The 22,980-nt window shown below is 63.7% G+C and carries 24 protein-coding genes and 1 pseudogene; 17 read left to right on the top strand and 8 right to left on the bottom strand.

The window, feature by feature from the left end:
- Positions 1–119: 119 nt before the first annotated feature.
- The 3 genes from trpS to ACVWWD_RS10955 all read left to right on the top strand — a co-directional run bounded on the left by trpS (position 120) and on the right by ACVWWD_RS10955 (position 2,558).
- Positions 120–1,187: a tryptophan--tRNA ligase gene (gene trpS, locus ACVWWD_RS10965; protein ID WP_023792743.1), complete on the top strand. Its 1,068-nt coding sequence runs from the start codon at positions 120–122 to the stop codon at positions 1,185–1,187.
- Positions 1,188–1,289: 102 nt separating this feature from the next.
- Positions 1,290–1,781: a universal stress protein gene (locus tag ACVWWD_RS10960; protein WP_010913128.1), complete on the top strand. Its 492-nt coding sequence runs from the start codon at positions 1,290–1,292 to the stop codon at positions 1,779–1,781.
- A 207-nt stretch (positions 1,782–1,988) separates the two neighbouring features.
- Entirely contained in the window at positions 1,989–2,558 is a 570-nt protein-coding gene (locus ACVWWD_RS10955; RefSeq protein ID WP_352552329.1) for a NifU family protein, read from the top strand.
- Between the two features lie 159 nt (positions 2,559–2,717).
- Here the strand turns inward: ACVWWD_RS10955 and ACVWWD_RS10950 are convergent, their stop codons facing one another.
- Positions 2,718–3,335 (bottom strand): L,D-transpeptidase, encoded by a 618-nt coding sequence (locus tag ACVWWD_RS10950; protein ID WP_023792748.1) that lies wholly within the window; start codon positions 3,333–3,335, stop codon positions 2,718–2,720.
- Between the two features lie 225 nt (positions 3,336–3,560).
- Between ACVWWD_RS10950 and cueR the strand changes: the two genes are divergently transcribed.
- Both cueR and ACVWWD_RS10940 read left to right on the top strand, forming a co-directional pair.
- The gene (gene cueR / locus ACVWWD_RS10945) at positions 3,561–3,950 is read left to right on the top strand and encodes a Cu(I)-responsive transcriptional regulator (protein ID WP_352552327.1); all 390 of its coding nucleotides are present in this window, start codon (positions 3,561–3,563) and stop codon (positions 3,948–3,950) included.
- A 182-nt stretch (positions 3,951–4,132) separates the two neighbouring features.
- Entirely contained in the window at positions 4,133–4,603 is a 471-nt protein-coding gene (locus tag ACVWWD_RS10940) for a nucleoside deaminase (protein ID WP_023792755.1), read from the top strand.
- A 291-nt stretch (positions 4,604–4,894) separates the two neighbouring features.
- On the opposite strand, the gene ACVWWD_RS10935 is transcribed toward ACVWWD_RS10940, so the two are convergent.
- A complete protein-coding gene (locus ACVWWD_RS10935) occupies positions 4,895–5,086 on the bottom strand; it encodes a hypothetical protein (RefSeq protein WP_023772512.1) in 192 nt (63 codons plus the stop codon).
- 81 nt (positions 5,087–5,167) lie between these two features.
- Positions 5,168–5,311 carry a hypothetical protein gene (locus ACVWWD_RS10930; protein ID WP_156939818.1) on the bottom strand — a complete coding sequence of 48 codons (144 nt, stop codon included), beginning with the start codon at positions 5,309–5,311 and terminating at the stop codon, positions 5,168–5,170.
- Positions 5,312–5,791: 480 nt separating this feature from the next.
- On the opposite strand from ACVWWD_RS10930, the gene ACVWWD_RS10925 reads away from it, so the two are divergent.
- Positions 5,792–6,292, top strand: coding sequence for an MmcB family DNA repair protein (locus ACVWWD_RS10925; RefSeq protein WP_023781655.1), 501 nt, complete (start codon positions 5,792–5,794; stop codon positions 6,290–6,292).
- Positions 6,293–6,345: 53 nt separating this feature from the next.
- Here ACVWWD_RS10925 and nhaA read toward each other — a convergent pair whose 3' ends face one another.
- The 5 genes and pseudogenes from nhaA to ACVWWD_RS10900 all read right to left on the bottom strand — a co-directional run bounded on the left by nhaA (position 6,346) and on the right by ACVWWD_RS10900 (position 13,213).
- Positions 6,346–7,539, bottom strand: a complete 1,194-nt coding sequence (gene nhaA, locus ACVWWD_RS10920; RefSeq protein WP_352552323.1) for a Na+/H+ antiporter NhaA — start codon at positions 7,537–7,539, stop codon at positions 6,346–6,348.
- A 286-nt stretch (positions 7,540–7,825) separates the two neighbouring features.
- On the bottom strand, positions 7,826–8,389 hold the full coding sequence (locus tag ACVWWD_RS10915) for an ActR/PrrA/RegA family redox response regulator transcription factor (protein WP_015314185.1): 564 nt from the start codon (positions 8,387–8,389) through the stop codon (positions 7,826–7,828).
- A 64-nt stretch (positions 8,390–8,453) separates the two neighbouring features.
- Positions 8,454–9,785 (bottom strand): ActS/PrrB/RegB family redox-sensitive histidine kinase, encoded by a 1,332-nt coding sequence (locus ACVWWD_RS10910; RefSeq protein WP_352552320.1) that lies wholly within the window; start codon positions 9,783–9,785, stop codon positions 8,454–8,456.
- A 26-nt stretch (positions 9,786–9,811) separates the two neighbouring features.
- Positions 9,812–12,274, bottom strand: a complete 2,463-nt coding sequence (gene hrpB, locus ACVWWD_RS10905) for an ATP-dependent helicase HrpB (protein WP_457103063.1) — start codon at positions 12,272–12,274, stop codon at positions 9,812–9,814.
- Between the two features lie 58 nt (positions 12,275–12,332).
- Positions 12,333–13,213 (bottom strand): annotated as a pseudogene (locus tag ACVWWD_RS10900) (DMT family transporter).
- Between the two features lie 26 nt (positions 13,214–13,239).
- Between ACVWWD_RS10900 and ACVWWD_RS10895 the strand changes: the two are divergent.
- The 11 genes from ACVWWD_RS10895 (at position 13,240) to ACVWWD_RS10845 (ending at position 22,962) form a co-directional block, all read left to right on the top strand.
- Positions 13,240–13,929: a PIG-L deacetylase family protein gene (locus tag ACVWWD_RS10895; RefSeq protein WP_023772504.1), complete on the top strand. Its 690-nt coding sequence runs from the start codon at positions 13,240–13,242 to the stop codon at positions 13,927–13,929.
- Positions 13,930–14,193: 264 nt separating this feature from the next.
- Positions 14,194–15,525, top strand: a complete 1,332-nt coding sequence (locus ACVWWD_RS10890) for an ABC transporter substrate-binding protein (RefSeq protein ID WP_352551779.1) — start codon at positions 14,194–14,196, stop codon at positions 15,523–15,525.
- A gap of 123 nt (positions 15,526–15,648) precedes the next feature.
- Positions 15,649–16,596, top strand: a complete 948-nt coding sequence (locus tag ACVWWD_RS10885; RefSeq protein ID WP_023772502.1) for a carbohydrate ABC transporter permease — start codon at positions 15,649–15,651, stop codon at positions 16,594–16,596.
- Positions 16,593–17,543, top strand: coding sequence for a carbohydrate ABC transporter permease (locus ACVWWD_RS10880; protein WP_015314192.1), 951 nt, complete (start codon positions 16,593–16,595; stop codon positions 17,541–17,543). Before ACVWWD_RS10885 ends, ACVWWD_RS10880 begins: the two co-directional genes overlap by 4 nt.
- Positions 17,540–17,746 (top strand): hypothetical protein, encoded by a 207-nt coding sequence (locus ACVWWD_RS10875; protein ID WP_023772500.1) that lies wholly within the window; start codon positions 17,540–17,542, stop codon positions 17,744–17,746. Before ACVWWD_RS10880 ends, ACVWWD_RS10875 begins: the two co-directional genes overlap by 4 nt.
- A 3-nt stretch (positions 17,747–17,749) precedes the next feature.
- Positions 17,750–18,862, top strand: coding sequence for an ABC transporter ATP-binding protein (locus ACVWWD_RS10870; RefSeq protein WP_015314194.1), 1,113 nt, complete (start codon positions 17,750–17,752; stop codon positions 18,860–18,862).
- Positions 18,855–19,868, top strand: coding sequence for an ABC transporter ATP-binding protein (locus ACVWWD_RS10865; protein WP_352551776.1), 1,014 nt, complete (start codon positions 18,855–18,857; stop codon positions 19,866–19,868). Before ACVWWD_RS10870 ends, ACVWWD_RS10865 begins: the two co-directional genes overlap by 8 nt.
- A gap of 68 nt (positions 19,869–19,936) precedes the next feature.
- Positions 19,937–21,577: a dihydroxyacetone kinase subunit DhaK gene (locus tag ACVWWD_RS10860; RefSeq protein WP_352551774.1), complete on the top strand. Its 1,641-nt coding sequence runs from the start codon at positions 19,937–19,939 to the stop codon at positions 21,575–21,577.
- Between the two features lie 72 nt (positions 21,578–21,649).
- Entirely contained in the window at positions 21,650–22,252 is a 603-nt protein-coding gene (gene dhaL, locus ACVWWD_RS10855) for a dihydroxyacetone kinase subunit DhaL (RefSeq protein WP_352551772.1), read from the top strand.
- Positions 22,249–22,638, top strand: coding sequence for a dihydroxyacetone kinase phosphoryl donor subunit DhaM (dhaM, locus tag ACVWWD_RS10850; protein ID WP_023772496.1), 390 nt, complete (start codon positions 22,249–22,251; stop codon positions 22,636–22,638). The genes dhaL and dhaM overlap by 4 nt, the downstream gene beginning before the upstream one ends.
- A 21-nt stretch (positions 22,639–22,659) precedes the next feature.
- Positions 22,660–22,962, top strand: coding sequence for an HPr family phosphocarrier protein (locus ACVWWD_RS10845; protein WP_352551768.1), 303 nt, complete (start codon positions 22,660–22,662; stop codon positions 22,960–22,962).
- The last annotated feature ends 18 nt before the right edge of the window (positions 22,963–22,980 follow it).

The following is a 22,980-nucleotide window of genomic DNA, read 5'->3' as shown; positions in this document are numbered from 1 at the left end:
AAGCGCGCCGTCGCAAGAACGTCGCCGCGCGCGGTTTCCAGCCGCATGATTGGCTCCGAAAAGTCCGCAACTTTTCGGAATCACGCTTATACGGCCCTCCACAAGCCATGAGGAAAACCATGTCCGCCTTCAAGCCACTCGTCTTCTCCGGTGTCCAGCCGACCGGCAATCTGCATCTGGGCAACTATCTCGGCGCCATCAAGAAATTTGTCGCCCTGCAGGATACGTCCGACTGCATCTATTGCGTCGTCGACCTGCATTCGCTGACCGCCCAGCTTGTCCATCACGACCTTGCCGACCAGACGCGGTCGATCACCGCAGCGTTCCTCGCCTCCGGCATCGACCCGAAGAAGCACATCGTCTTCAACCAGTCGCGGGTGATGCAGCACGCAGAGCTCGCCTGGATCTTCAATTGCGTGGCGCGCATCGGCTGGATGAACAAGATGACGCAGTTCAAGGACAAGGCCGGCAAGGACCGCGAGAACGCCTCGCTGGGCCTGCTTGCCTATCCTTCGCTGATGGCGGCCGACATCCTGCTTTATCGCGCCACCCATGTGCCGGTGGGCGAGGACCAGAAGCAGCACCTGGAACTGACACGCGACATCGCGCAAAAATTCAACAACGATTTTTCCGACCGCATCGCCGGTCTTGGCGTCGGCGTCGAGATGAGGATAGGCGAGGAGACGGTGAACGGCTATTTCCCGTTGACCGAGCCGGTCATCGGCGGGCCGGCAGCGCGCATCATGTCGCTGCGTGACGGCTCCAAGAAGATGTCGAAGTCGGACCCGTCGGACCTGTCGCGCATCAACCTGACCGACGATGCCGACGCCATCTCGAAGAAGATCCGCAAGGCCAAGACCGACCCGGAGGCCTTGCCGAGCGAGGTCGACGGATTGGAAAGCCGGCCGGAGGCGGAGAACCTGGTCGGCATCTATGCTGGCCTCGCCGAGATGTCGAAGGCCGATGTGCTCAAGGAATTCGGCGGCCAGCAGTTCTCTGTATTCAAGCCGGCGCTGGCCGATCTCGCGGTGGAGAGGCTGGCGCCGATCGCCACCGAGATGCGCCGCATCCAGGGCGACCGCGCCTATGTCGACGCCGTGCTGCGGGATGGCGGCGAACGCGCCGGCGTGCTCGCCGAAACGACGATGAAGACGGTGCGCGACATTATCGGGCTGCTGCAAGGCTGATCGCGGCGCCGTGCACTGCACAACACTGGTACAAGGCCGGCGGCTTGCCGCCGGTCAGCGGCGGTGGCAAATTGCGGCCGCAAAGATACCGAGTAGATTGACATGGTCTCCAAACGCCTCAGCCGCGAAGCCGGTCATCGCAGGAAATTCCTGACGATCATCGACGACACGCCGGAATGCGAACGCGCCGTCGCCTACGCCTCTAAACGGGCGCAGAGCACCAGCGGCACGCTGGTGCTGCTGTATGTCATCGTACCCGACGATTTCCAGCACTGGCTGGGGGTCGAGAAGATCATGCGCGAAGAGGCGAACGCCACGGCGCGCGCGGCGCTGGACGGCTACGCCAACAAGGTGCGGCAGAAGCTCGGCATCGAACCGGAGATGGTGGTGCGCGAGGGCAAGCCGACAGAAGAGATCCACAAGCTGATCGAGGAAGACCAGGACATCGCCATCCTCGTGCTGGCGGCCGGCGCCGGCAAGGAAGGTCCAGGACCACTGGTCGGAGCCGTGGCCGGCAAAGGCGCGGCCTTTCCGATCCCGGTGACCGTGGTGCCGCAGAATTTGTCGGATGAGGAAATCGACAGCCTCGCCTGAGCTATGTTGATATTCAGGTGAGGCCGGTCTGCAAATGCATGGTACCTGCGCTTCCTGAATCTCAACACATCTCAAGACGGCGCTAGGCTCGAAAAAACATTCCGCCAGCCAGCCGTCCCGGCGATGCGTTTCGCTTGAATGTCCAGCCGATAGAGCCTATTTAGAACTATTCCAAACTAGTTGCCCAAAACGGGCATGGAGACGGCCATGTTCATCCAGACCGAGTCGACGCCCAATCCGGCGACGCTGAAATTCCTGCCCGGCAAGGAAGTGCTCCTAGAAGGCACCGCCGATTTCCGCGATGCCGACAGTGCGGCCATCGCCTCGCCGCTGGCTGGGCGGCTGTTCGAAATCCCCGGCGTCACCGGCGTGTTCTTCGGCTACGATTTCATCACCGTGTCCAAGGACGGCCCGGACTGGCAGCACCTGAAGCCGGCGATCCTCGGTGCCATCATGGAGCATTTCATGTCCGGTGCGCCGGTCATGGCCAAGGCCGGCCCCGCCGCCGAGACCAGCCTGACCGGCGAATTCTACGACAAGGCCGACGAGGAACTCGTCATCACCATCAAGGAGTTGCTCGACACGCGGGTGCGCCCGGCGGTGGCGCAGGACGGCGGCGACATCACCTTCCGCGGCTTCGAGAACGGCACTGTGTTCCTGCACATGAAAGGCGCCTGCGCCGGTTGCCCGTCGTCGACGGCGACGCTGAAGCACGGCATCCAGAACCTGCTTCGCCATTTCGTGCCGGAAGTGCAGCAGGTCGAGCAAGTCTCTTAGACCGCAATTTCCCACTCACAGACAACAAAAAACCGGGCCGAATTGCCCGGTTTTCTGTTTGGGACGTCCGTTGTTGCCTAGACGGTCCGCGTATGAAAGGCGACTTGCAGTTTAACCACGATATGCCGGAAAAGCGGACAGGCTTTCCGCGATCATGGCCTAAAGAACGATGACCTTGGCGCCGACCTCGGCGCGATTGTAGAGGTCGATGACATCCTGGTTCATCAGCCGGATGCAGCCCGACGACATGGCCTTGCCGATCGAGTTCCATTCCGGGCTGCCGTGCAGGCGGTAGCCCATGTCACCGCCCTTGTTGAACAGGTACATGGCGCGCGCGCCGAGCGGGTTCTTCAGGCCCGGATCCATGCCGCCGGCGAACTTGGCGAGTTCGGGCTGGCGCTTGATCATCTGTGAAGGCGGCGTCCAGGTCGGCCATTCGCGCTTGATGGCAATATGGGCGGTGCCGTGCCATTCGAAGCCCTCGCGGCCGACGCCGATACCGTAGCGGATTGCCCGGCCATCGCCCTCGACGAAGTACAGGAACTTGTTCTGCGTATCGACGATGATGGTGCCGGGCTTTTCCTTGGAGTCGTAATCCACTTCCTGGCGATGGTACTTCGAGGGCACCTTCTCGATGGGGATACGTGGCAGCTGGTACCCAGCATCGGTCACCGCGCCATAGTCGTTGGAGAACAGCTGCCCGCCGATGGTGCTGCAACCGGCAATAGCAGTGGACAGCGCCAATGCGGCGATGATTGCAAGCGACTTCATGCGCATGTGGTGATCCGGTGCCCCGCCCAAACTAGAGCGGCACGAGTCGGCCGCTTTCTCGCCATCATTCATGCTGGCATTTGCTTTGCTTGCCAAGCACACGATGCCTATATGCGGGACCTTACGTGCTGGTATGCGTCTCACTATGGCATTTCGGCAACATACTTCACCGGATTGTGAAGGAAATTCAATGGGCCTGAATTGCAGGCCTGGAAAAGTCGAGGACCCGCCATGAATGTCGGCGACGCCGCCCATCGCTCAGGCCTGCCGGCCAAGACCATCCGCTACTATGAGGAGATCGGCCTGATCGCGCCCGCGCGCGCCGCCAATGGCTATCGCGATTATTCGGGCGACGATATCCACCGGCTGGCCTTCCTGCGCCGCGCGCGCAATCTCGGCTTTTCGATAGACGATTGTCGCCAGCTGATGGCGCTCTACAAGGACCGCGGACGCGCCAGCCACGACGTGCGCGCAATCGCCGACGCCCATGTCACCGCCATCGAGGAGAAGGTGCGCGAGTTGCAATCGATGCGCTCGACGCTGCAGAAGCTGATCCATGCCTGTCACGGCGACGAGCGGCCGGACTGCCCGATTCTGGATGACATGGCAGGGCGGCCTTAGTCAGCGGCAAACCCCACCCCGGGAGCGATAGACCGCCTGGGCGGCCTTAGCCGCCTTGCCACGCGCTCGTGAAAGCCGCCAGCATTGGTTCGTGTGGTATATTGCAGGCTCAATATAAGCGTAGGGTAAAAGCACTGCCGCTGGCCGCGCCGGCCGGTGACCCCAATGGCCGGAGAGAGCGCATGACCCGCGACCAGATGCTCGCCCACCTTCGCGCCGCCGATGCGGTCGCTCGCGAGGCTGCCGTGCACGGCCACCATCCCTTCGGCGCGGTGCTGGTCGGCCCCGACGACGCAATCCTCATGCGCCAAGGCAACATCGACACCGTGCATCATGCCGAGACCGAGCTTGCGCGGCGCGCGGCGGCAGCCTATCCGCCGGAGTTTCTCTGGGCATGCACGCTGGTCTCAACCGGCGAGCCCTGCGCGATGTGCACCGGAACGCTCTACTGGGCCAATATCGGCCGGCTTGTCTATGGCTTCGAGGAGACCGAGCTTCTCGCGCTGACCGGCGACCATCCCGAAAATCCGACGATGAGCCTGTCCGCGCGAATTGTGCTCGGCTCTGGACAGAAGAAGATCGAGGTCCACGGCCCCTTCCCCGAAATCGAGGATGAACTTGTATCGGTGCACCGTGGCTTCTGGCGTCGGTAGTTGTTCCCCACGCCCCGCGAAAGGTCAGAAAGAGCGGACCGGACATAGGCGCAATGTGGGCACTGCTACACGGACTTGAGCGGAACGCCGCCCTTCGTTCGAATGACGCCAACCCGTCAACCCTGCGATACCCTGGTCAAAGCTGACGGCGAACTCCCAAATCCCCAAATTTGCCGCCGCCAGTCAGGCTCGGCGGTTTTGCCCGTATTTATGTCCCCCCAAACCGCCGAGCCGCCCCGGTCAGCCGGCAAACTCCCTCGGCTTAGGGGCCCTTCCCAAACTGAATTCAGCCTAGAGCAGCACGACCCTATCCAGCCCCAAGCGTATCCGCTGGCCTTCCGCATAGGACAGCGCGAACGATTCCAGTTCAAATGATCGGGTAAGTTCTTGGCCGCCTTCGGTGACGCGGACGAGCCATTCGCCAGAGACTTCCGCCACTTCGACACGAGCCGACACATTGCGGAACGGAACCACGTTATCCATCGCATGCCTCCCTAGAAAGCAATGGGGAACGTCGATTTTTATAGGACCAGCGAAGTCGTCAGATCAAGTGCGATTGTGGGCTTATTGCTGGCTATCGTCCGCCGCTCCGGTGATCTGGCTAACCGCCACTTCCGAAAGTTTGTGGACCGCCAGCTGCTGAATGAACCATTGGGCATGTTCGCCCCATTCGGCAGGCGAGACGTTGTTTTCGCGGACAGACTTCATGAATGCCTCACGAAGCGCATCAAGATCGAAGATGGAAATGTCCCTGCCAGGCATATAGGGGAATATGCTGGTTGAAACCGGAGCTTCAAGGCAGAGATTGCAAAATCAGTTAACGCGCGGGCGATGCCGTTCATTCAACGGAAAGGGACAGGCCGGGTGAAGGGCCGAGGATCGCTTTCGAATCCGCCCGACTTAGGAGACGGCGGGACCGCTCGATGAGCCGGCGGCTTTCGGACATCACGCTGGCGACTTCCTCTAGGAGCTTTCGCGATTGCTCCTGAGTAAGGTTTACCTGGATGATAGAGGATGCGGTGTTCCAATCCATGGCTTGCCGAACTGCCATGCGCCAAAAATGGTTCCGTAGCTTAGCAGAATTATTTTTGTGCCGTCTCCCCTATTTCACTTTGGGTTTGGTCAACCGTATAATCGCCCCATAAAAACCGGTTCAAACCGTGAACAAAGTCTGGCATGGTGCCTGCCATGCCAATCATCTCCCCGATTCTCCTGAACCCTCTGATCGACGGTCGCCAGTCCGAGCGCGCCATGCTGGTGCGGCGGGGCGTGCAGCGGTTGCTGATGCAGATGGGCGCGCATGTGCTGCCTGAGCTGTCGCTGGCCACCGGCCGGCGCGCCGATCTCGTGGCGCTGACGCGGCAGGGCGATATCTGGATCATCGAGATCAAATCCTCGATCGAGGATTTCCGGGTCGACCGAAAATGGCCTGATTACCGGCTGCATTCCGACCGCTTTTTTTTCGCCACACATCCCGGCGTGCCGCCGGAGATTTTCCCGGAAGAATGCGGCTTCATCCTCTCCGACGGCTATGGCGCCGAGATTTTGCGCGATGCGCCCGAGCACCGCATGGCGGCGGCGACGCGGAAGGCGCTGATGCTGCGCATCGCGCGGGCCGGCGCGGCGCGGCTGCTGGCGGCGGAGCTGGCGGGTGTCGCGGTGCCGGCGCTGGAGGGGGAGAGCGAGTAATCGCGGCCCAAAAATTGAAGCCCGCAACTGTCAGATGCTCCAGCCCCGAACGGCTACTCCGCTTCTTCCTCGCCACCCACAGCCGGGGCCATCAGCAGCACCGCGGCACCAAGCAGCGCGGCGATGAAGGAACCCGCGAGGATGCCGACCTTGACCGCGTCCTGCAGCGCCACGTCGTTGGCGAAGGCGAGCAGGCCGATGAACAGGCTCATGGTGAAGCCGATGCCGCACAGGAGCGAAATGCCGATCATGTGCGACCAGCCGGCATGGGCCGGCAGGTCGGCGAGGCCGAAGCGGATGGCGAGCGCGGAGGAACCGAAGACGCCGACCAGCTTGCCGGCGACGAGACCGGCTGCTACGCCCAGCGTGAGCGGCTCGATCAGGGCGCTAAAACTCAGGCCGGTGAGCGAAACGCCGGCATTGGCAAAGCCGAAGATGGGGATGACGACGAACGCCACCAGCTTGTGCAGGCCGTGCTCGAGCCGGTGCAGCGGCGAATGGTCGAGGTCCTGGCCTGTTCCGGCGGAACGTTCGAGCGGAATGGTGAGCGCGAGTGCCACACCGGCCAGCGTGGCATGGACGCCGGACTTCAGCACAAGCACCCACAGGATGGCGCCAAGCACGAGATAGGGCACAAGGCTCATCACCCGCATACGGTTGAGCAGGACGAGCACGGCAATGACGGCGAAGGCAGCGCCGAGATAGGCCAGCGACAAGCCGCTGGTGTAGAATATGGCGATGATGATGACGGCGCCCAGGTCGTCGATGATGGCGAGCGCGGTCAGGAAGACCTTCAACGAGGCCGGCACGCGGCTGCCGAGCAGCGACAGAACGCCGAGCGCGAAGGCGATGTCGGTGGCGGTCGGGATCGCCCAGCCGGACAGTGCGGCCGAATTGTTGCTGTTGATGACGACATAGACCAGCGCCGGCACCACCATGCCGCCGGCCGCCGCGATGCCGGGCAGCACCCGGCGTGGCCAGGTCGAGAGCTGGCCGTCCAGCATCTCGCGCTTGATCTCCAGCCCGACGAGCAGGAAGAACACCGCCATCAGCCCGTCATTGACCCAGTGCGAGAGGCTGAGCGGGCCGAGATAGGCGTGGAGAACCGAGAAGTAGGTCCCGGCGAGCGGCGAGTTGGCGACGATCAGGGCAAGGGCGGCGGCCACCATCAGGATGATGCCGCCGGCCGCCTCGCTATCCAGGAACTCGCGGAAGACGGAAACCGGGCGTCGCTTCAAATCCTCCATGTCGCCTCCATTAAGCAGCTAGTTTCGACTTTGCCGCATTACCCTTTTATAGGCGTTAGCGCTGCCCCTCGCCTGCCTGCCGGCATCCTCTCCCCGTAAACGGGGCGAGGCACGCTGGCATCAGCGGTTTCGCCAATCGCCAACGTCGCGGCCAGCCGCTTTCGCCCCGTTTACGGGGAGAAATGCCCGGCAGGGCAATGAGGGGCGGCGCTGACTTCGACGATCGATGGCCTCCACCGCGAATTCGAAATCGGCGAGTGGTAATCGTTCTGCCTACCCAGTGATCCTAACGCGGCGCGCGCTTGGCCAGGATCCGCTGCAGCGTGCGGCGATGCATGTTGAGCCGGCGTGCGGTCTCTGAAACGTTGCGCTCGCACATTTCGTAGACACGCTGGATGTGCTCCCAGCGCACGCGGTCGGCCGACATCGGGTTTTCCGGGGGCGCGGCGCGCTCGCCGGTGGTGCGTGTCAGTGCCGCAAAGACATCGTCGGCGTCGGCGGGCTTCGACAGATAGTCGACGGCGCCGAGTTTCACCGCGGTCACCGCGGTGGCGATGTTGCCGTAACCGGTCAGGATGATGGTGCGGGAGTCCTCGCGCTTTTCGCGGATGGCGGCGACGACATCGAGGCCGTTGCCGTCGCCCAGCCGCATGTCGACCACCGCATAGGCGGGCGGATTGGCGCGCGCCTTGCCCACGGCCTCCTCGACGCTCTCCGCCGTCTCGACCACGAAACCCCTGGTTTCCATGGCACGGGCCAGACGGGTCAGGAACGGCTTGTCGTCATCGACGATCAGAAGCGAGGTGTCCTCGCCTTCAACCATAGGCCCACTGTTCTCATCGCCTGTCATCGTCTCGAAAATTCCTGCTGCCTTATTTTTACGCAGATATAGTTTTGCGGGGCCATTGTCCAATTTACGCAGTGTCAAACATGGTGGCTGGGGCCGATTCCGGGTTCAGGAAGATGCTTCTCGGCCACGAAATCCGCACCACGGCTCCTTCGCCGAGGCCGCTCGAATTGCGAAAGTCGAGCGTGGCGCCCGAACGTTCGAGCAATGTCTTGGCGATGAACAGGCCGAGCCCGAGGCCGCCTCCAGCTTCCGTGCCCTGGCGTGTCGACATGTAGGGTTCGCCAATACGGTCGATGATCTCGGGCGGGAAACCCGGGCCGTCATCGGTGATCGAGAAGGAGACCATCGCCTCGTCCCAGCTCCAGCGCACGGTGACGCTCTTGCGGGCGAAGTCGACGGCGTTCTCGACCAGATTGCCGAGGCCGTAGATGACGCCGGGATTGCGGCGCCCGACCGGCTCCGGCCCGGTTCGCTCGCCTGGGCGAAGCTTGATCGAGATGCCGAAGTCGCGATGTGGCGCGGTCACCTCCTCGACCAGCGAGGTCAGCGGCAGGCGGGATAGATGCGCCTCGCCCTCCGACGACAGGCTGGTCAGGCGCTTGAGGATTTCACGGCAGCGCTCGCTCTGAGAGCGCAGCAGCTTCACGTCTTCCCCGTATTTCGGATCGCTGCCGAGCGCCTTTTCCATCTCCTTGGCGACGAGCGTGATGGTGGCGAGCGGGGTGCCGAGTTCGTGCGCCGCCGCCGCCGCCAGCCCGTCGAGCGCGGAAAGGTGCTGCTCGCGCTGCAGCACCAGTTCCGTGGCGGCGAGCGCGTTGGCCAATAGCCGGGCTTCGGCGGCCACCCTGAAGGCGTACATGGCGGTGAAGGCGATGGAGGACAGCACCGCCATCCACATGCCGGCGACATAGATGAAGGGCATCACCAGGGGCGCGCCTTCGTACCAGGGCAGCGGCAAATGGCGAAACACCAGCAAGGTCGCCGCGATCATCACCAGCCCGCCGAGGATGGCGGTGAGGCGAAGGGGCAGCGACGTCGCCGAAATGACGACGGGCACGGTCATCAGCAGCGAGAACGGATTGGTCAAGCCGCCGGTCATGTAGAGCAGGCCGGCAAGCTGAAGGCTGTCGAAGATCAGGATGCCGAAGGCGGCGAACGGGGTGAGCCGGTGCGCGGCCGGAAAGCGAAAGGCCAGAAACAGGTTCATCCAGGCCGAACAGGCGATGAGGGCAAAGCACAGACTGACCGGCAGCGGGAATTTCAGGCCGTAGGCAACGACGAGCACCGTCACGCTCTGGCCGACAATGGCCAGCCAGCGCAGCCGGATCAGCGTGTTGAGGCGCAGTCGCTGGCTTTGCTGGAAGTCGGGCGTGTTCAGGATGTTGATCATGGCCATGGATTACAGCCGCCAACCAGCAAAGGCTAGGTCCCGCGCGGCTTGGCGCGGGCGGTGGCGTCGGCGAGCAATGGGTTTTCCGGCCAGACATGCTTTGGATAGCGGCCGCGCATGTCGGCGCGCACATCGGTCCAGGAGCCGCGCCAGAAGCCCGGCAGGTCTCGCGTCGTCTGGATCGGCCGGTGCGCCGGCGACAACAGTTCAAGCGTCAAGGGGACGGTGCCGTTGGCGATCGACGGATGACTATCGAGGCCGAACAATTCTTGCACGCGCACCGCCAGAACCGGCCATTCGCTGTCATAGCGGATCGGCACATGGCTGCCCGACGGGGCATCGAAATGAGTCGGCGCCAGCGCTTCGATCTTGCGTTGCAGGTCATGCGGCACGAGCGACGCCAACCCGGCCGGAACAATTCCGGGTTCAATGGCGGCCAGGGATGCCGCACCGGACAGAAAAGGCAGCAGCCAGTCGTCGAGGCGCGCGATGAGCGCTTCATCCGACATGTCGGGCCAGGGCGCGCCTAAGCCCTTGTGCAGCCAGGACAGCCGGTGGCGCAGCATCCGCGCCTCCTTGCTCCAGGTCAGAAGGGAAAGCCCATGCTCGCGCAAGGCCTCGATGATGGCGCGGTCGGCATCGGCGCCGGCCGGCGGCGGCAGCATGCGTTCGGCTAGCGTGATGGCGCCAAGGCGCACGGTTTCGCGCACCCGCACGGCGCGCCTGTCGCGATCGAAACTCGTCTGCTTACGAGTTTCGATCCTGCCGCCAAGTGCTGCCCGGATGTCCTCCTCGCTGCTTGCCGCCGCCGCCGTAATGCGGGCATTCTGCGCCTTGCCCTGCAGGTCCGCGACGACCAGAAACGGCTCGCCCGCCAGCGGGTCGCCGGCGTCGAGCATGGCGCCGGAACCGTTGGCCAGCACGAAACGGCCGCGCTCGCCGCGCGCCTTGGCGACGCGGTCCGGCCAGGCGTGGATGAGCAGGGTTCCGGCTGGAACAGCTCCGCTGGTCTTCGCACCGCCTACCTGCCTGGCCAGGCCCTCGGCAAGCTGGCGCGCCGACGTGGCACGCGGCGATCTTTCCGCGCGAAAGCGCATCAGCCGCCGTTCGAGGTCGGCACCGTCACCGCCAAGGCCGCGCTCGGTCAGTAGTACGGCAAGCATGGCCGCCTCACCACCATGACCGCTGCTGGCCGCCTCGGCGACCATATGCGCCAGCCGTACCGGCAGAGCGAGCTTGCGCATCGAAGCGCCCGCGTCCGTCAACCGCCCTGCTTCATCAATGGCCTCAAGGGCCCGCAAAAGCGCCCCTGCTTCATTCAGCGCGGGAGCTGGCGGCGGATCGAGGAAAGCAAGACTGGTTGGGTCAGCGACACCGAAGGCGGCGCAGTCGAGCAGCAGGCCCGACAGGTCCGCCTCGAGGATTTCCGGGGGTGTGAAGGCGGGAAGTGCCGCCGTCTGCTCGGCACGCCACAGCCGGATGGCGACGCCGGCCTGCGTGCGGCCGGCCCGGCCGGCGCGCTGGTCGGCGGAGGCCTTGCTGACGCGCACGGTTTCCAATCTGGTCAGTCCGCTGGCCGGCTCATAGCGCGGCAGCCGCGACAGGCCGGAATCGATGACGACGCGCACGCCGTCGATGGTTATGGAGGTCTCGGCGATGGAGGTCGCCAGCACCACCTTTCGGCGGCCTGGCGGCGCCGGCTTGATCGCCGCGTCCTGCGCCTTGCCGTCGAGCTGGCCATAGAGCGGCACGATATCAGTGTCGGCGCCGACCTTGCCGGCCAGCCGCTCGGCGGTGCGCTCGATCTCGCGCTGGCCGGGCAGGAAAGCAAGCAAGCTGCCGCTCTCGTCGGCAAGGGCGGCGCGGATCGCCTTGGCCATGGCGTCCTCGATCGGGGTGCCGGCCGGCCGCTCGTCGTATCTGACATCGACGGGGAAAGCGCGGCCCTCGCTTTCGATCACCGGCGCGCCCGACAGGAGTTTCGCGACCCGTGCGCCGTCGAGCGTTGCCGACATCACCAGCAGACGCAGATCCGGCCGCAGCGCGCCTTGCACATCGAGGGCGAGAGCGAGACCGAAATCGCCGTCGAGCGAGCGCTCGTGGAATTCGTCGAAAATGACGGCCGAAACGCCGGCCAGTTCAGGGTCGTCGAGGATCATGCGCGCCAGCACGCCCTCGGTGACGACCAGGATTTTCGTCCGCGCCGAAGTGCGGTTTTCCATGCGCATGGCGTAGCCGATGGTGGCGCCGGGCTCTTCCCCCAGCAACTCGGCCATGCGGCGCGCGGCGGCGCGGGCGGCGAGCCGGCGCGGTTCGAGCAAGACGATCTTGCCCGTGCCCAGCCAGGGCGCATCGAGCAGCGCCAAGGGCACCAGCGTGGTCTTGCCAGCGCCGGGCGGCGCGACCAGCACGGCGCTGTTGCCAGAGCCGAGCGCCTCGCTCAGCGCCGGCAGCACGGCGGACACCGGAAGTTCCGGCAAGGGTTTGGTCGTCATTACGCCCGCATATCAGCGGTCGCGGGCGCCGTGCAACTTTATCGCACCAGGGCCTCGTTTAGAGCCGTGCGCGGGAAAACGGATTCCAGCGCACCGTGCCCAGCCGCACCTCCTCTCGCACCATGGTCAGCAGGCCCGATCCGCCGACGAGGCGAGGCCGACCAGCGACAGCCAGTCTGGATATTCCCGGAAGAACAGCGCGCCGAGGATGACCGCCCAGACGATCTGCGAATAATGCGTCGGCGCAATCCGGTTGGCCGGAGCGTATTTGGCGGCCAGCAACTGCAGCAATTGTCCACAGGCGGTGAAGGCGCCCGCCATCACCAGCCATGCCAGCTGTTTTCCATCGGGGACGGTGAAGGAGGTCGCGGCGGCACCAATGCCGTTGAACAGCAGTCCATAGCCGATCAGCACGCCGAGCATGGTCGTGCGTTTTTCCTGCTGCGCCAGCGACCGCATCAGGATGACGTTGGTGGCGGCGAGAAAAGCGATAGTGAAAGCGGCAAGGTGACCAAGGTGCAACTCGCGAAAGCCCGGCCTGACAACCAGCATGACGCCGGCAAAGCCGGCGACCACCGCGAGCCAGCGCCAGGGCCCGACCTTTTCCTTGAGGATCACGGTGGACAGAATGGTGACGCAGAGCGGCGCCAGAAAGATGAGCGCATAGGTCTCGGCCAGCGGAATGGTGGTGAAAGCATAGACGCTGAGCACGCCCGACGCGATGCCGGCCCAGGCCCGCGCCTGCACCGCCCAGGGACGTTTGGCGCGCCAGAAATCACGCCAGCGCTCGTTGGCCGGCCGGCTGAAAAAGAGGAAGCAGCCGGCAAACAATGTCGAGAAGAAGCCGATCTCGAACACCGTGAATTGGCCGCCCAGGCTCTTGATAACGGCGTCGCTGCCCGAATAGCTTGCATAGGCGAGCAGGATTCCGTTCGGCACGTTTTTTCATTTCCGGGGAGAGAGAGTTGAAAATACTGGCGCTCGGTGCCCATCCAGACGACATCGAGATCTTTATGTTCGGTACGATGGCCGCCTATGCCGCGCAAGGCGCGGAACTCACTTTTGCCGTGGCCACCGATGGTGCCAGGGGCGGCACGGGCGATCCCGCTGTTCTGGCTCGTGTCCGGCGCGAGGAGGCAATGGCCGCGGCCGCGCTGCTCGGGGCGGCACCACGCTTCCTCGACTTTCCCGATGGCGGGCTTGTGGCCGACGCCGCACTGATCGATGCGCTGAAAACGCTGGTCAGCGAGATCGGGCCGGACTTGGCGATCACGCACGGGCCCAATGACTATCACGCCGACCACCGCGCGCTGTCGGACGGCGTGCGCATCGCTGCTTCCTTCGGAGTTCCGGTGCTGCATGCCGACACGATGGGCGGAACCGGATTCTCGCCGACGCACTATGTCGATATTTCCGTCCATGCCGACATCAAGGCCAAGGCGATCCGCATGCACCAGTCGCAGGACCCGGACCGCTTCGTCGAGATTGCACTGACGCAGAACCTTTTCCGCTCGGGCCAGTGCAACGGCGCGCACGGTTCGCTGGCCGAAGCTTTCCGGTTCGAGCCGACGTTTCCCTTCGGCGACGTCCGCGCGCTGCTGCCGCCGGCGCCGCCGATCCGGACGGTGATGGTGAGCACCAAACGGGTCGACTGAACCCGCGGACGATCGGCCAGATGTATCCCATTCCGCGCTCGTCCCCCTGACGCCCGGCGCTTTTCCCAACATTTTCAGAGACCGGCTTCAGCATGTTGCGGCGCAGCAACGAATTCGCTTGCCTTGTTTAGTAAAAATTGCATCACTAAACAAATTACTAAACATTGGCGATGCGACCACGCCGCCATGTTTGGGCCTCTGAGGAGAGAGGTTGAGGGATCTTGAGACCGTCATCCGGACGTGTTTCGCAAATGGGAGGAAGGCATGAAATCGAGCTTGAAACTGGCGTTGGGACTGACCTCGGCTATCGCAGCGTCGACAGCCGTCTCGAACGCCGCGCACGCTGAAGACCTGACGCTGTGCTGGGCCGCCTGGGACCCAGCCAACGCGCTGGTTGAACTGTCCAAGGACTTCACCAAGGAAACCGGCATCGGCATGAAATTCGAATTCGTGCCGTGGACTAACTATGCCGACCGTTTCCTCAACGAATTGAACTCGCACGGCAAGCTCTGCGACCTGATCATCGGCGACAGCCAGTGGATCGGGGGTGCCGCCGAGAATGGCCATTACGTCAAGCTGAACGACTTCTTCGACAAGGAGAAGATCAGCATGGACGACTTCGTGCCGGCGACCGTCGTCGGCTATTCGGAATGGCCGAAGAACACGCCCAACTACTGGGCGCTGCCGGCCATGGGCGACGTCGTCGGCTGGACCTACCGCAAGGACTGGTTCTCCAAGCCCGAACTGCAGAAGGAATTCAAGGAGAAGTATGGCTGGGACCTCGGCCCGCCGGCCACTTTCGACCAGCTGAAGCAGATCGCCGAATTCTTCCAGAAGCGGCAGGTCGACGGCAAGACGGTCTATGGCGCCTCGATCTACACCGAGCGCGGCTCGGAAGGCATCACCATGGGCGCCATGGACGTGCTCTACAGCTACGGCTTCCAGTACGAGAACCCGAAGAAGCCGTACGAGATGGAAGGCTTCGTCAATTCGCCAGACGCGGTCAAAGGTCTGGAATTCTACAAGGCGCTCTACGATTGCTGCACCCCTCCGGGCGCCTCGAACAGCTACATGGGTGAAGGCGTCGATGCCTTCAAATCTGGCCAGGTGGCGATGCACATGAACTTCGCCTTCACATGGCCGGGCCTGCAGAAGGACGAGAATGTCGGCGGCGACAAGATCGGCTATTTCGTCAATCCAAAGGGTCCCGGTGGCGCCCAGTTCGCCCAGCTCGGCGGCCAGGGTATTTCGGTGGTCTCCTATTCCGGCAAGCAGGAATCGGCGCTGAAATATATCAAGTGGTTCGCCAACAAGGACGTGCAGGCCAAGTGGTGGTCGCTCGGCGGTTATTCCTGCCTTAACGCGGTGGTGAAGGATCCGAAATTCCCGGCCAGCCAGCCTTATGCGCAGACCTTCCTCGACTCGATGGCGATCGTGAAGGACTTCTGGGCCGAGCCGAGCTACGCGCCGCTGCTGCAAGCCTCGCAGAAGCGCTTTCATGACTATGTCGTTGCCGGCCAGGGTTCGGCCAAGGATGCTCTCGACGGCCTGGTCAAGGACTGGACGCAGGTCTTCCAGGACGACGGCAAGATGTAGCCGCGGCAACCGCAAGGCTCCTCCCGAGCCATGACCACGCGTCCCGTGCCGCCCTTGGCACGGGACGCGGTTCAGATAAATTCCATGACAGAGACGAACGAAGTGACCGAAGCAGGACTGACCATGCTCAATCGGACCGCGGACACCGTTGCCCGGGCGACCCCGGAACCGTTGGCTCGCAAGGTCCGGGGCATCAGCGACAAGGGCCTCGCCTGGCTGTTCATCTCGCCGACGATCCTGTTGCTGCTTGCCATCAACATCTTCCCGCTGTTCTGGGCGATCTACCTGTCTTTCACCAATTTTCGCGCCAACCGCCCGAACGAGGTGGTGAAGAACCTCGGTTTCGCCAATTACCAGCGCATCCTTGGCGACCAGGACATCTGGATCGCCATGCAGACGACAGCGCATTTCGTGTTCTGGACCATCCTCTTGCAGACGCTGATCGGCTTCACGCTGGCCTGGCTGATCGACCGCAAGTTTCGCGGCCACGCTTTCTGGACGACGCTGATCCTGGTGCCGATGATGCTGTCGCCGGCCGTGGTCGGCAATTTCTGGCGCTTCCTCTACGAGCCGCAGATCGGCCTGTTTTCCTATGTCGTCTCGTTCGTGTCGGGCATTCCGCCGACAAGCATCCAGATGCTTTCCAACGTCTCGCTGGCGCCGTGGTCGATCATCATCGTCGATACCTGGATGTGGACGCCCTACGTGATGCTGATCTGCCTCGCGGGCCTGCGCTCGATTCCCGAATATATTTATGAGGCGGCCGAGGTCGACCGCGCATCCAACTGGCGGCAGTTCTGGTCAATCACGCTGCCAATGGCGCTGCCCTTCATCATGCTGGCGGTGCTGTTTCGCGGCATCGAGAACTTCAAGATGTTCGACATGGTCAACCTGCTCACCGGCGGCGGGCCGGGTTCGACCACCGAAGTCGCCTCGATCACGCTGAAACGGCAGGCCTTCGAGAGCTGGCGCACCGGCTATTCCTCTGCCTTCGCCATCATCCTGTTCGTCGCGGTGTTCGGTCTCGCCAACATCTACGTCAAGGCGCTCAACAAGGTGAAGCAGAGATGAGCCTGACCACAGCCCATTCGGTCGTCGCGCCCTCGTCGAATTCGAAGCGCATCGCCGGCGCCATCATCATCGCCTACGCGCTGATCTCGATCGTGCCGCTCTTGTGGATCTTCGCCACCAGCTTCAAGACGCCGCCGGATTCGATAGCCTATCCGCCCAAGATCGTGTTCCAGCCGAGTATCGAGGGCTACTGCAACCTGTTCACGACGCGCACCAGACAGACGCCTGAATATATCAACTCGCTCGGACCGGCGACGGGCTTCTGCGACGAGACTGTGCGCAAGCGCAACATGGTGATCGCCGGACCATCCAACTTCCTGCCGCGCTTCATCAATTCGCTGATCATCGCCTTCGGCTCGACCTTCTGCGCCGTGTTCCTCGGGACACTGTCGGCCTACGGCTTCTCGCGCTTCAAGGTGCCGCTCGCCGACGACCTTCTGTTCTTCATCCTGTCGACACGCTTCATGCCGCCGATCGCTGTCGCGATTCCCATCTACCTGATGTACCGCGAGCTTGGCCTGTCGGACACCGCGCTCGGCATGATCCTGCTCTACACGGCGGTCAACGTGTCGCTGGCGGTGTGGCTGCTCAAGGGCTTCATCGACGAGATTCCGCGCGAATATGAGGAAGCGGCGATGATCGACGGCTACACGCGGCTGCAGGCCTTCTGGCGCACCGTGCTGCCGCAGGCGACCACCGGCATTGCCGCCACCGCGATCTTCTGCCTGATCTTCGCCTGGAACGAATACGCCTTCGCCGCGCTGCTGACGTCAGGCACCGCGCAAACCGCGCCGCCCTTCATTCCGACCATCATAGGCGAAGGCGGCCAGGACTGGCCGGCCGTGGCGGCCGGCACGACGATCTTCCTGGTTCCAATCCTGGTCTTCACCATCCTGCTCCGCAAGCAATTGCTGCGCGGCATCACCTTCGGCGCGGTGCGCAAATGAGCATGACACAATCCGCAAAACGCAAATCGCGCTGGCCCCGTTGGGCCAGACGCGGGCTGATGGAAAACATTGCCACGGCGCTTATCGCCATCGGCTTCCTGATGCTGTTCCAGCCTTTCGCGCTGTCGCTCTATACCTATTCCTTCATCACCATGCTTGCCGGCACGGTGATGTTCATCATCGTCTCGAAGTTTCCGGAATAATCCATGGCCGAAATTCGCGTCCAACATCTGAGAAAGGCCTTCGGCGATTTCGTCGCCGTGCAAGACTCCAACTTCGTCGTCGAGGATGGCGAGTTCTTCGTCATGCTCGGACCGTCGGGCTGCGGCAAGACCACCACCTTGCGCATGATCGCCGGGCTTGAGCTGCCGACCGGCGGCCAGATCCTGCTCGGCGGCGACGACGTCACCATGCTCAGGGCCCGCGAGCGCGACATCGCCTTCGTCTTCCAGCTCTTCGCGCTCTATCCGCATATGAACGTGCGCAAGAACATCGGCTTCCCACTTTTGGCGCAAGGCATGCCCTCGGCCGAGATCCGCACCCGCGTCGAGGAAACGGCGAAGCTTCTGCGCATCGACCATCTGCTCAACAAATCCGTATCCGGTCTCGCCGGCGGCGACCGCCAGCGCGTCGCGCTTGGCCGCGCCATCGTGCGGCGGCCGAAATGCTTTCTGATGGACGAGCCGCTCGGAACGCTCGACACCGAGTTCCGTGACCTAATGGTCCATGAACTGCGCGAGTTGCACAATCGGATCCACGCGACGACCGTGTACGTCACACATGACCAGATGGAAGCGATGTCGATGGCCGACAAGATCGCCGTCATGAACCACGGCGTCATCGAGCAGTTCGGCACACCGCGCGAGATCTACGACCGCCCCGCTACCATGTTCGTGGCCGATTTCATCGGCTCCCCGCCGATGAATTTTTTGAAATTTGGCGGTGGACTTACAAAAGGTGCGAAGGAGGTAGTCGTCCAAGGGGCGACCGTGGCGGTGCCTGAGGTGCGCGAGGACGTAGCACCTGCCGACATGGCGCTCGGCATTCGCCCCGAACACATCCGCTTCGACGATGCATCCAAGCTGCGCGGCGCCATCTACGGCACCGAATACCTCGGCACCACCCAGATCGTCGCGGTGGAAACGGCGGACGGCATCATCAAGGCGCGGGTGCCGGCCGAAATCCGGCTCAATGCTGGCGACCATGTCGGCCTGACACTGAACAGCGCGCGACTGTCGCTGTTCGAAAAAGGCTCCGGGCGCGCGGTGAGAACGGCAATCCACGACACCGCCTCTCAGGGGAGAGCGCAGCATGGCTGACGTGCACATCAAAGGCGTGACCAAAAGCTTCGGCGACCATGTCGCCGTCAGCGGGCTTGAACTGCATATATCGGACGGCGAATTCGTCGTGCTGCTGGGGCCGACCGGCGCCGGCAAGACGACCACACTGCGGCTGATTGCAGGGCTGGAACGGCCGGATGCAGGCACGATCGAGATCGGCGGCCACAATGCCACGACCCTGTCGCCGGCCGAACGCGACACAGCCTTCGTCTTCCAGCAATATTCGCTCTATCCGCATCTGTCGGTGTTCGACAACCTCGCCTTCCCACTGCGCTCGCCGGCGCGGAAAATACCGGAAGACCAAATCCGCCGCCGGGTCGAGGAGGTCGCGAAGATGGTGCGAATCCATCACAAGCTTGCCAACCGTTCGACCAAATTGTCGGGCGGCGAAATGCAGCGCGTCGCCATCGGCCGCGCGCTGGTGCGCAAGCCTTCCATCTACCTGATGGACGAGCCGCTGTCGTCGCTCGACGCCAAGCTGCGCGCGGATCTCAGACTCGAATTGAAGCGCATCCAGTCCGAGCTCGGTGCTACCATGCTCTACGTCACGCACGACCAGATCGAGGCGATGACCATGGCCGATCGCATCGGCATCCTCGCCGACGGCGTGCTGGTGCAGATCGGTTCACCACGAACCATTTATTCGGAACCGGCAAATCTGCATGTCGCAGCACGGCTCGGCCAGCCGGCCATCAATCTTTTGCCGACGGGGCTACTTCCCGATGGCGGCGCGCCGGCCGGCACCAGGACGATTGGCGCGCGCACCGAGCACCTGGCGATCGAGAAGGCCGTGAATGGCCATGCTGATGGCGTCGTCGACTGGGTCGAGCATCTCGGCGACCAGAACCATCTGCATGTGACGGTGGGGCAGAAGAAGCTGGTGACCCTGACCGATCCCGACACCGATCTGGCGCAAGGCGACAAAGTGGTGATCCGCTACCGCTCGCCGCTCTATTTCGGCGCCGACGGACAACGACTGATGTGACCGGTTTCGGCGCCCGCCAAGGCGGACGCCGGCTTCTGATTGAAGATTGCGAATACGGGACGAATTCGATGAAGCACTTTTTCAACCGCAGGGAAACGATTGTCACCGAGGCCCTGGACGGCCTGTTGCGCACCATTGGCTCAGGCGACCTCGCGCGCCTCGACGGGTATCCCGAGATCAAGGTCGTGCTGCGCGCGGATTGGGACAAGTCCAAGGTTGCCGTCGTCTCCGGCGGCGGCGCCGGGCACGAGCCGTCGCATGCCGGCTTCGTCGGCATGGGCATGCTGACGGCGGCGGTTTCGGGCGAGATATTCGCCTCGCCCAGCGTCAAAGCTGTGCTGGCGGCCATTCGCGCGGTCACCGGACCGGCCGGTTGCCTGCTGATCGTCAAGAACTACACCGGAGACCGGCTCAATTTCGGCCTCGCTGCCGAGAAGGCGCGCGCCGAAGGTTTTGCCGTCGAGATGGTGATCGTCGCCGACGACATCGCGCTGCCCGACATCGCCCAGCCGCGCGGCGTTGCCGGCACATTATTCGTGCACAAGATATCAGGCCACCTGTCGGAAGCCGGCAAGGACCTGGTATCCGTCGCGGCGGCCGCGCGCGCGGCGGCAAAAGACATCATCTCGCTCGGCATATCGTTGTCGTCCTGCTCCATTCCCGGCCAGCCGCACGAGGACAGGTTTGGCGAAGACGATGGCGAGCTCGGCCTCGGCATCCACGGTGAGCCCGGCGTCGAGCGCATCGCGGTACAGAGCGCCGACAAGTTGGTGGCTGTCATGGCGGAGCGCCTCGCGGGGCGGCTCGACGCGAAAGCGGACCATGCCTTGCTGATCAACAATCTCGGCTCCGTGCCGCCGCTCGAAATGTCGCTGGTTGCCAATGCGGTGCTTGCCTCCCCGCTGGCAATGTCAGTGAAGTTCACCATCGGTCCCGGATCGTTGATGACGGCACTCAATATGAACGGGTTCTCGCTGTCGCTGATCAGGCTCGATGCGGCACGCGAGGCCGCCTTGCTAGCGCCGGTCGGCCCGCCCGCCTGGATGCCGGCCAAGCCGCTCGTCGCGCCCGCTGTCGTACCGATGGCGAAGGCAGCCGGACAAAGCTCACACAGGGCCAGCCAGGATGCCGGCACCAAGCGCTTGATCGTCACGGTCTGCGAGAAGCTGATTTCGCTCGAAGCGGCATTGAACGGACTGGACGCCAAGGCGGGCGACGGCGACACCGGCTCGACGGTGGCGACCGGCGCACGCAGCATTCTTGATCGGCTCGACACGCTGCCCCTTGCCGACCCCGCGGCGACCTTAGGTGCAGTGGGCGACATATTGAGCGCATCGATGGGCGGCTCCAGCGGGGTGCTACTGTCGATCTTTTTCACGGCGGCGGGGCGGGCCTTGGACGGTGGCGCCGGTGTGCCCAAGGCCCTGCTCGCCGGGCTTGAACGCCTGACCTTCTACGGTGGCGCCAAACCCGGCGATCGCACCATGATCGATGCGCTCGAGCCGGCCTTGAAGGCGCTCGACGGCAAGGGCCTTGACGACGCGGCGGCAGCAGCCCGGCGCGGTGCGGAGGCCACCGCGGCCATGGAGAAGGCAAAAGCCGGGCGGTCCGCCTATGTCGGTGCCGGATTGCAGGGCGTGGTCGATCCGGGTGCTCATGCCGTGGCAGAGGTGTTCGCGGCCGCCGCCACACTGCCTGTCGCGGCCTGACGCATGCACCAGTTGTCGAACGACCGTTCTTTCGCTACTGCCGGCAAGGTGCAAACTGGGAATTCGGGCGACATGACGGCGCTGGACCTTTCGAGGCTTATCACGGCCGCCGCGGATGCGATTGCCGCGCACGCCGAGGAATTGACCGCGCTCGACCAGGCGATCGGCGACGGCGACCACGGGCTGAACATGAAGCGCGGCTTCGACGCCGTACGGGCCGAGGCCGATGTGTTCGCCGCGAAGGCGCTGCCGGATGCCTTGAAGGCTATTGGCACCAAGCTGGTGATGACGGTGGGCGGCGCTTCCGGCCCGCTGTTCGGCACGCTGTTCATGGCGCTCGGCAAGGAGATTTCGGCGGAACCCGACCGCGCCAATCTGACGGCTGCCTTCGGCAAGGCGATCGAAGCGGTGGCAGCGCGCGGCAAGTCGCAGCTAGGACAAAAAACCATGCTGGATGTTCTGCGACCGGTGCATGACGCCTTGGCCGGGGGAAGGACGGCGGCTGAAATAGCCGATGTCGCCGACGCCGCGGCCGAGGCGACGGTGCCTATGAAGGCACTGCGCGGTCGCGCCTCGTTCCTCGGAGACCGCTCGATCGGCCATATGGATGCCGGCGCGCGCTCGACCGCGCTGCTGGTGCGCACGCTGGCGCAAATCATCGGGGGCAAGGCATGAGCAATGTCGGGATCGTGATCGTGTCGCATTCGCCGCTGGTCGCCCAGGGCACGGCCGACATGGTACGCCAAATGGTCGGCGACGAGGTGCCGCTTGCGTGGTGCGGCGGAAACGGCCATGGCGGGCTCGGCACCAATGTCGAGGCGATCATGGGCGCCATCGACAAGGCCTGGTCGGACGCCGGCGTCGCCGTTCTTGTCGATCTCGGCGGCGCCGAGACCAATTCGGAAATGGCGGTGGAATTGATCGGCGAGCCGCGTGCGCACAAAATCATCGTCTGCAACGCGCCGATCGTCGAGGGCGCGGTGATGGCGGCGACCGAGGCATCCGGTGGCGCCTCGCTCCGGGAAGTGGTGGCGACGGCGCACGAATTGTCGCCGTCATGAGCGAACGGGATTTTTAAACACATGTCCGCAATCGCCGAAGCGACTGTCCTGATCACCCACGATGTGGGCCTGCATGCGCGTCCTTCGGTCAAGTTCACCAAGCTGGCCAAGAGCTTTGCCGCCGAGGTGGAGATTGCACTCGCCGCCAACGGCCCATGGTTCGATGCAAAAAGCATCGTCAAGGTGATGGCGGCCAAGGCTCCGAAGGGCACGGTGCTGCACATCAGGGCCAACGGCGATGGTGCCGGTGATGCTATCCACGCGCTGGTCGAACTGGTGCAGCGCAATTTCGACGAGGACGCCGGCCATGTCCGCTCGGCTTGAGGCCGATCCGCGCCTGCG

The organism is Mesorhizobium sp. URHB0026 (assembly GCF_054059755.1).
This window is presented reverse-complemented; position numbering and strand designations above follow the sequence as displayed.

Coding starts and splice junctions, on each gene's coding strand:
- ACVWWD_RS10915 (WP_015314185.1), bottom strand. CDS start 8,389: ATGACAGGCGATGAGAACAGTGGGCCTATGGTTGAAGGCGAGGACACC.
- ACVWWD_RS10935 (WP_023772512.1), bottom strand. CDS start 5,086: ATGGATAACGTGGTTCCGTTCCGCAATGTGTCGGCTCGTGTCGAAGTG.
- ACVWWD_RS10885 (WP_023772502.1), top strand. CDS start 15,649: ATGCTCAATCGGACCGCGGACACCGTTGCCCGGGCGACCCCGGAACCG.
- cueR (WP_352552327.1), top strand. CDS start 3,561: ATGAATGTCGGCGACGCCGCCCATCGCTCAGGCCTGCCGGCCAAGACC.
- ACVWWD_RS10955 (WP_352552329.1), top strand. CDS start 1,989: ATGTTCATCCAGACCGAGTCGACGCCCAATCCGGCGACGCTGAAATTC.
- ACVWWD_RS10845 (WP_352551768.1), top strand. CDS start 22,660: ATGTCCGCAATCGCCGAAGCGACTGTCCTGATCACCCACGATGTGGGC.
- ACVWWD_RS10950 (WP_023792748.1), bottom strand. CDS start 3,335: ATGCGCATGAAGTCGCTTGCAATCATCGCCGCATTGGCGCTGTCCACT.
- dhaM (WP_023772496.1), top strand. CDS start 22,249: ATGAGCAATGTCGGGATCGTGATCGTGTCGCATTCGCCGCTGGTCGCC.
- dhaL (WP_352551772.1), top strand. CDS start 21,650: ATGACGGCGCTGGACCTTTCGAGGCTTATCACGGCCGCCGCGGATGCG.
- ACVWWD_RS10940 (WP_023792755.1), top strand. CDS start 4,133: ATGACCCGCGACCAGATGCTCGCCCACCTTCGCGCCGCCGATGCGGTC.
- ACVWWD_RS10930 (WP_156939818.1), bottom strand. CDS start 5,311: ATGAAGTCTGTCCGCGAAAACAACGTCTCGCCTGCCGAATGGGGCGAA.
- ACVWWD_RS10875 (WP_023772500.1), top strand. CDS start 17,540: ATGAGCATGACACAATCCGCAAAACGCAAATCGCGCTGGCCCCGTTGG.
- ACVWWD_RS10925 (WP_023781655.1), top strand. CDS start 5,792: ATGCCAATCATCTCCCCGATTCTCCTGAACCCTCTGATCGACGGTCGC.
- ACVWWD_RS10960 (WP_010913128.1), top strand. CDS start 1,290: ATGGTCTCCAAACGCCTCAGCCGCGAAGCCGGTCATCGCAGGAAATTC.
- ACVWWD_RS10865 (WP_352551776.1), top strand. CDS start 18,855: ATGGCTGACGTGCACATCAAAGGCGTGACCAAAAGCTTCGGCGACCAT.
- trpS (WP_023792743.1), top strand. CDS start 120: ATGTCCGCCTTCAAGCCACTCGTCTTCTCCGGTGTCCAGCCGACCGGC.
- ACVWWD_RS10910 (WP_352552320.1), bottom strand. CDS start 9,785: ATGGCCATGATCAACATCCTGAACACGCCCGACTTCCAGCAAAGCCAG.
- hrpB (WP_457103063.1), bottom strand. CDS start 12,274: ATGACGACCAAACCCTTGCCGGAACTTCCGGTGTCCGCCGTGCTGCCG.
- nhaA (WP_352552323.1), bottom strand. CDS start 7,539: ATGGAGGATTTGAAGCGACGCCCGGTTTCCGTCTTCCGCGAGTTCCTG.
- ACVWWD_RS10870 (WP_015314194.1), top strand. CDS start 17,750: ATGGCCGAAATTCGCGTCCAACATCTGAGAAAGGCCTTCGGCGATTTC.
- ACVWWD_RS10890 (WP_352551779.1), top strand. CDS start 14,194: ATGAAATCGAGCTTGAAACTGGCGTTGGGACTGACCTCGGCTATCGCA.
- ACVWWD_RS10880 (WP_015314192.1), top strand. CDS start 16,593: ATGAGCCTGACCACAGCCCATTCGGTCGTCGCGCCCTCGTCGAATTCG.
- ACVWWD_RS10860 (WP_352551774.1), top strand. CDS start 19,937: ATGAAGCACTTTTTCAACCGCAGGGAAACGATTGTCACCGAGGCCCTG.